The 6145-nt window shown below is 60.4% G+C and carries 4 protein-coding genes; 3 read left to right on the top strand and 1 reads right to left on the bottom strand.

Translation table 11 applies throughout. The features are described from left to right. Positions 1-69: 69 nt before the first annotated feature. Positions 70-1806, bottom strand: a complete 1737-nt coding sequence (locus tag PMI23_RS26535) for an IlvD/Edd family dehydratase (protein ID WP_007917984.1) — start codon at positions 1804-1806, stop codon at positions 70-72. A 193-nt stretch (positions 1807-1999) separates the two neighbouring features. Here PMI23_RS26535 and PMI23_RS26530 point away from each other — a divergent pair, with 193 nt between their 5' ends. The 3 genes from PMI23_RS26530 (at position 2000) to PMI23_RS26520 (ending at position 6063) form a co-directional block, all read left to right on the top strand. Then, complete coding sequence (locus PMI23_RS26530) at positions 2000-3322, top strand: MFS transporter (RefSeq protein WP_007917982.1); 1323 nt, start codon at positions 2000-2002, stop codon at positions 3320-3322. A gap of 158 nt (positions 3323-3480) precedes the next feature. Then, positions 3481-4473, top strand: coding sequence for an AraD1 family protein (araD1, locus tag PMI23_RS26525; protein ID WP_007917980.1), 993 nt, complete (start codon positions 3481-3483; stop codon positions 4471-4473). 9 nt (positions 4474-4482) lie between these two features. Next, the gene (locus PMI23_RS26520) at positions 4483-6063 is read left to right on the top strand and encodes an aldehyde dehydrogenase (NADP(+)) (protein WP_007917978.1); all 1581 of its coding nucleotides are present in this window, start codon (positions 4483-4485) and stop codon (positions 6061-6063) included. Positions 6064-6145 lie beyond the last annotated feature (82 nt).

Genomic DNA, 6145 nt, shown 5'->3' with positions numbered 1-6145 from the left:
CACGCGGAGCGTGGGAACGATCAAATGCATTCCAATGTAGGAGCTGCCGAAGGCTGCGATCTTTTGATTTTAATGGGAATGGCGCGGCACTTCAGCCCCTCGGCAACCGACAAGGAAATCGAAGTCACAGCCCTGATCCGCCTGCAGCACATGGTCGATGTACAGCTGACGATAACCGCCCACCAGCAACTGCTGCGGTGGCTGCAGATCCGCCATGCGCGCCGCCAGTTCAGCATCCGGAATATCCAGGTGCAAACGCCCGGTGGCGCAATCCAGCTCGATCCAGTCGCCTTCCTTCACTGTCGCCAGAGGCCCGCCGGCCGCCGCTTCCGGCGCCACGTGCAAAACTACGGTGCCATACGCCGTACCGCTCATCCGTGCATCGGAAATGCGCACCATGTCCGTCACACCCTGCGCCAGCAACTTGGCCGGCAAACCCATGTTGCCGACTTCGGCCATGCCCGGATAACCCTTCGGCCCGCAGTTCTTCATCACCAGAATCGAATCCTTATCGACATCCAGCTCCGGATCATTGATCCGCGCCTTGTACATGTCGAAGTTTTCAAACACCACCGCGCGGCCGCGATGCTGCATCAGTTCCGGGGTTGCAGCGGACGGCTTGAGTACCGCGCCGAGCGGCGCCAGATTGCCGCGCAATACGCAGATACCACCGTCGGCGCGAATCGGATTGTCGAGCGTGCGGATCACCTCGTCTTCGCCATAGATCGGCGCGTCCTTGGTGTTCTCGCCGATCGACTTGCCGTTCACCGTCAGTGCATTCGGGTTAGGGATCAGATTGGCCTCACCGAGACGACGCAACACCGCTGGCAAACCACCGGCGTAATAGAACTCTTCCATCAGAAAACGCCCCGACGGTTGCAGGTCGACAATGGTCGGCATGCCGCGCCCGATGCGGGTCCAGTCGTCCAGATCCAGTTCAACACCGATGCGCCCGGCGATGGCTTTCAAGTGAATCACCGCGTTGGTCGAACCACCGATGGCAGCGTTGACCCGGATAGCATTCTCGAAGGCTTCTTTAGTGAGGATCTTCGACAGTTTCAGATCTTCGCGAACCATCTCCACCGCACGCATGCCGGACATGTGCGCCAACACATAACGCCGCGCATCCACCGCCGGGATCGCCGCGTTGTGCGGTAGCGAAGTGCCGAGTGCTTCAGCCATGCAAGCCATGGTCGATGCGGTGCCCATGGTGTTGCAGGTGCCCGCCGAACGCGACATGCCGCCCTCGGCTGCAAGGAAATCGTCAATCGTGATGGTGCCGGCCTTGACCTGTTCGCTGAGCTGCCAGACCACCGTGCCCGAGCCGATGTCCTTGCCCTTGTGCTTGCCGTTGAGCATCGGCCCGCCGGTCACAACAATCGCTGGCACATCGCAACTCGCCGCGCCCATCAGCAGCGCTGGAGTGGTTTTGTCGCAACCGGTCAGCAGCACTACGCCGTCGATCGGATTGCCGCGAATCGCTTCTTCAACGTCCATGCTCGCCAGGTTGCGGGTGAGCATGGCGGTCGGACGCAGGTTCGATTCGCCGTTGGAGAACACCGGGAATTCCACTGGAAAACCGCCAGCCTCGATCACCCCGCGTTTGACGTGCTCCGCGATCTGGCGGAAGTGCGCGTTGCACGGGGTCAGTTCCGACCAGGTGTTACAGATGCCGATGATCGGCTTGCCGTGAAACTGGTGGTCGGCGATGCCCTGATTCTTCATCCAGCTGCGGTACATGAAGCCGTTCTTGTCGGCCGTGCCAAACCATTGGGCGGAGCGCAGGGTGGGTTTCTTATCAGACATGATCGATTCTCTTATTGTATGACTATAGTGTTCCAGCTACGGCTTAATCTAAGCGCAAAATCCTAGGTTTGGAAGTGTTGTTGGTGAATTAGTATTACTATATAGTCGTTTTCGACGGAGGGATGGCCCTGACGGTTTTCCGTGAGAGGCGTCCCCCGAGGTTCTATAAAAACAACAATCGGAGACCGATCTCATGAGCCAGGAACTGCGGCTGATACGGCGCATTACGCTGAAACTGATTCCCTTCCTGATCCTGCTGTACCTGATCGCCTATGTGGATCGCTCCGCCGTCGGCTTCGCCAAGCTGCACATGGGCGCCGACATCGGCATCGGCGATGCGGCTTACGGCCTCGGCGCCGGGCTGTTCTTCATTGGTTACTTCCTTTTCGAAATCCCCAGCAACCTGATGCTCGAACGCTTCGGTGCGCGGCGCTGGTTTGCGCGGATCATGATCACCTGGGGCGCGATCACCATCGGCATGGCCTTCGTCCAGGGCCCGCACAGTTTCTACGTCATGCGCTTTCTGCTCGGCGCGGCCGAGGCGGGGTTCTTCCCTGGCGTTCTCTACTACATCACCCAATGGTTCCCGGTGCGCCATCGCGGCAAGATCCTCGGGCTGTTCATCCTCTCCCAACCGATCGCGATGATGATCACCGGTCCGGTGTCCGGCGGTTTGCTCGGCATGGATGGCGTCCTCGGGCTGCACGGCTGGCAGTGGCTGTTCATCGTCATCGGCACTCCGGCGATCTTGCTGACCTGGCCGGTGTTGCGCTGGTTGCCGGATGGCCCGCAGCAAGTGAAATGGATGGATCAGGCCGAGAAAGACTGGCTGACCGGTGAGCTGAAAAAGGATCTGCAGGAATACGGCCAGACCCGTCACGGCAATCCGCTGCATGCGCTGAAAGACAAACGCGTGTTGCTGCTGGCGCTGTTTTATCTGCCGGTGACGTTGAGCATTTATGGTCTCGGTCTATGGTTACCGACGCTGATCAAACAGTTTGGCGGCAGCGATCTGGTCACCGGTTTCGTCTCGTCGGTGCCGTACATCTTCGGCATCATCGGCTTGCTGATCGTACCGCGCAGTTCTGACCGCTTGAATGATCGCTACGGGCATCTGGCCGTGCTTTATGTGCTGGGCGCGATTGGCCTGTTCCTCAGTGCCTGGTTGTCGTTGCCGGTGGCGCAACTGGCGGCGTTGTGTCTGGTGGCGTTCGCGCTGTTTTCCTGCACGGCGGTGTTCTGGACCTTGCCGGGGCGCTTCTTTGCCGGCGCGAGTGCGGCGGCGGGGATTGCTCTGATCAATTCGGTGGGGAATCTTGGCGGGTACATCGGGCCGTTTGTGATTGGGGCGTTGAAGGAATACACCGGCAACCTCGCGTCCGGCCTGTATTTTCTCTCGGGGGTGATGGTGTTTGGCTTGATTCTGACCGGCATCGTCTACCGCGTGCTGGAGCGCAAACACGTGCTCCCGGTTGACCAATTCGCAGCAAGTGCACGCGGTGCCACCCGTACCTGACCCCCGCTATCAATCACCAAGGAACCTGTGGGAGCTGGCTTGCCAGCGATGACGGCGGCACATTCAACATTGATGTGTCAGACAGATTGCCATCGCTGGCAAGCCAGCTCCCACAGGGTTTTGCAGTGTTTTGAAGTTTTGTATACAGGAGAGGACATATGCATCTGGTTCAATTCGAATTAAGCAACCGCGAACGCCGCGTCGGCGTGGTCGACAACGGTCTGGTGCGCGAAGTGCAAGACGCGCGTTCCGTGCGCGATCTGGCCCTGGCCGCCATCGAGGCCGGCAACACCCTGGAGCAGCAAGTGCAAACCCTCGGCCTCGGCATCAGCCACGATTACGCCGAGCTGCTCGCACAACTGCGCGTGCTGCCGCCCCTCGATCACCCGGACCCGGCGCACATGCTGATCAGCGGCACCGGCCTGACGCATCTTGGCAGTGCCTCGGCGCGGGACAAAATGCACCAGCAGGCCGGCGATGAAGCGGCGATGACCGACACCATGCGCATCTTCAAATGGGGCGTGGAGGGCGGCAAACCGGCGGCGGGGCAGGCCGGTGTGCAACCGGAATGGTTCTACAAGGGCGACGGCAGCATCGTCGTTCGCCCCGGTCAACCCTTCCCGGTGCCGCCGTTTGCCGAAGACGCCGGCGAAGAACCAGAAATGGCCGGTTTGTACATCATTGGCCACGACGGCAAGCCTTACCGTCTCGGTTTTGCGGTGGGCAACGAGTTCTCCGACCATGTCATGGAACGCAAGAATTACCTGTACCTCGCCCACTCGAAATTGCGCAGTTGCAGTTATGGCCCGGAACTTCGCACCGGTGAACTGCCTCAACATCTGGCCGGCACCAGTCGCATCCTGCGTGACGGCGAAGTGCTCTGGCAGAACGAGTTTCTCAGTGGCGAGGCGAACATGTGCCACAGCCTCGCCAACCTCGAATACCACCACTTCAAATACAGTCAGTTCCTGCGTCCCGGTGACGTGCACATTCACTTCTTCGGCACCGCGACCCTGTCGTTCGCCGATGGCATCCGCACCCAGCCGGGCGACGTTTTTGAAATCAGCCAGGCCGAATTCGGCGCGCCACTGCTCAACGGCATCGTCCCGGTCCCAGCGGTTTATGAACCGGACAGCATCGGCACCCTTTAAGGAGATCCCATGACTCAGATTCTCGGTCACAACTACATCGGTGGTCAGCGCAGCGCCGCTGGCGACGTCAAACTGCAATCGATCGACGCAACCACGGGCGAACAATTGCCGCACGATTTCATTCAGGCCACGGTTGAAGAAGTCGACGCTGCAGCCAAAGCTGCCGCTGCCGCGTACCCGGCCTATCGCAGCCTTAGCGCCGAACGCCGCGCGCAGTTTCTCGATGCGATTGCTGATGAGCTGGATGCGCTCGGTGATGATTTTGTCGCTGTGGTCTGCCGCGAAACGGCGTTGCCGGCCGGACGCATTCAAGGCGAGCGCGGACGCACCAGCGGGCAGATGCGTCTGTTCGCCAAAGTCCTGCGCCGAGGTGATTTCTACGGTGCGCGCATTGATCTGCCGTTACCGGATCGCCAGCCGTTGCCGCGCCCGGATTTGCGTCAATACCGCATCGGCCTAGGCCCTGTCGCAGTGTTCGGCGCGAGCAATTTCCCGCTGGCTTTTTCTACGGCTGGCGGCGATACCGCTTCGGCACTCGCCGCCGGTTGCCCGGTGGTGTTCAAGGCTCACAGCGGCCACATGGCGACAGCGGAACTGGTTGCCGATGCGCTGATCCGCGCTGCCGAAAAAACCGCGATGCCGGCCGGCGTATTCAATATGATCTACGGCGGTGGCGTCGGCGAATGGCTGGTCAAGCATCCGGCAATTCAGGCAGTGGGTTTCACCGGTTCGCTCAAGGGCGGTCGCGCTCTCTGTGACATGGCCGCTGCGCGCCCGCAACCGATCCCGGTGTTCGCCGAGATGTCGAGCATCAACCCGGTGATCGTTCTGCCGCAAGCCCTTGCCGAGCGTTCGGAAACCGTTGCTCGTGACCTCACTGCATCTGTGGTGCAGGGCTGCGGTCAGTTCTGTACCAATCCCGGTCTGGTGATCGGTATTCGTTCGCCGCAGTTCAGCGCGTTCGTGCAGCAAGTCGCTGGTTTGATCGGTGATCAACCGGCGCAAACCATGCTCAACGCCGGCACCCTCGGCAGCTACGGCAAAGGCTTGCAGAAGCTGTTGGCACACGCAGGTATTGAACATCTGGCGGGTAATCCACAGCAGGGTAATCAGGCGCAACCGCAATTGTTCAAGGCCGATGCGAGCCTGTTGATCGATGGCGATGAAGTGCTGCAGGAAGAAGTGTTCGGCCCGACCACGGTGATTGTCGAAGTGGCGGACAAGGCGCAACTCAGCGCCGCACTGCATGGCCTGCACGGGCAACTGACCGCGACGATCATTGGCGAGCAGGCGGATTTCGAACGTTTCCCTGAGCTGACGCCGTTGCTGGAGCAGAAGGTCGGGCGGATCCTGCTCAACGGTTATCCGACCGGTGTCGAGGTCTGTGATTCGATGGTGCACGGCGGGCCGTATCCGGCGACGTCCGATGCCCGTGGCACGTCGGTGGGCACGCTGGCCATCGACCGTTTCCTGCGCCCGGTATGCTTCCAGAACTACCCGGACAGCTTGTTGCCCGAGCCACTGAAAAACGCCAACCCGCTGCGCATCCAGCGCCTGGTTGATGGCAAACCTAGCCGCGAAGCCCTCTGAAAAAAAAACCTGTAGGAGCTGCCGACTTTTTTTTGATCGTTCCCACGCTCTGCGTGGGAACGCCTCTAGGGACGCTCTGCGT

The sequence above is a fragment of the Pseudomonas sp. GM24 genome, from assembly GCF_000282235.1.
GTDB lineage: Bacteria > Pseudomonadota > Gammaproteobacteria > Pseudomonadales > Pseudomonadaceae > Aquipseudomonas.
This window is presented reverse-complemented; position numbering and strand designations above follow the sequence as displayed.

Bases quoted from the DNA above. Each gene is read 5' to 3' on its own strand.
- PMI23_RS26535 (WP_007917984.1), bottom strand. From the start codon at position 1,806: ATGTCTGATAAGAAACCCACCCTGCGCTCCGCCCAATGGTTTGGCACG.
- PMI23_RS26530 (WP_007917982.1), top strand. From the start codon at position 2,000: ATGAGCCAGGAACTGCGGCTGATACGGCGCATTACGCTGAAACTGATT.
- araD1 (WP_007917980.1), top strand. From the start codon at position 3,481: ATGCATCTGGTTCAATTCGAATTAAGCAACCGCGAACGCCGCGTCGGC.
- PMI23_RS26520 (WP_007917978.1), top strand. From the start codon at position 4,483: ATGACTCAGATTCTCGGTCACAACTACATCGGTGGTCAGCGCAGCGCC.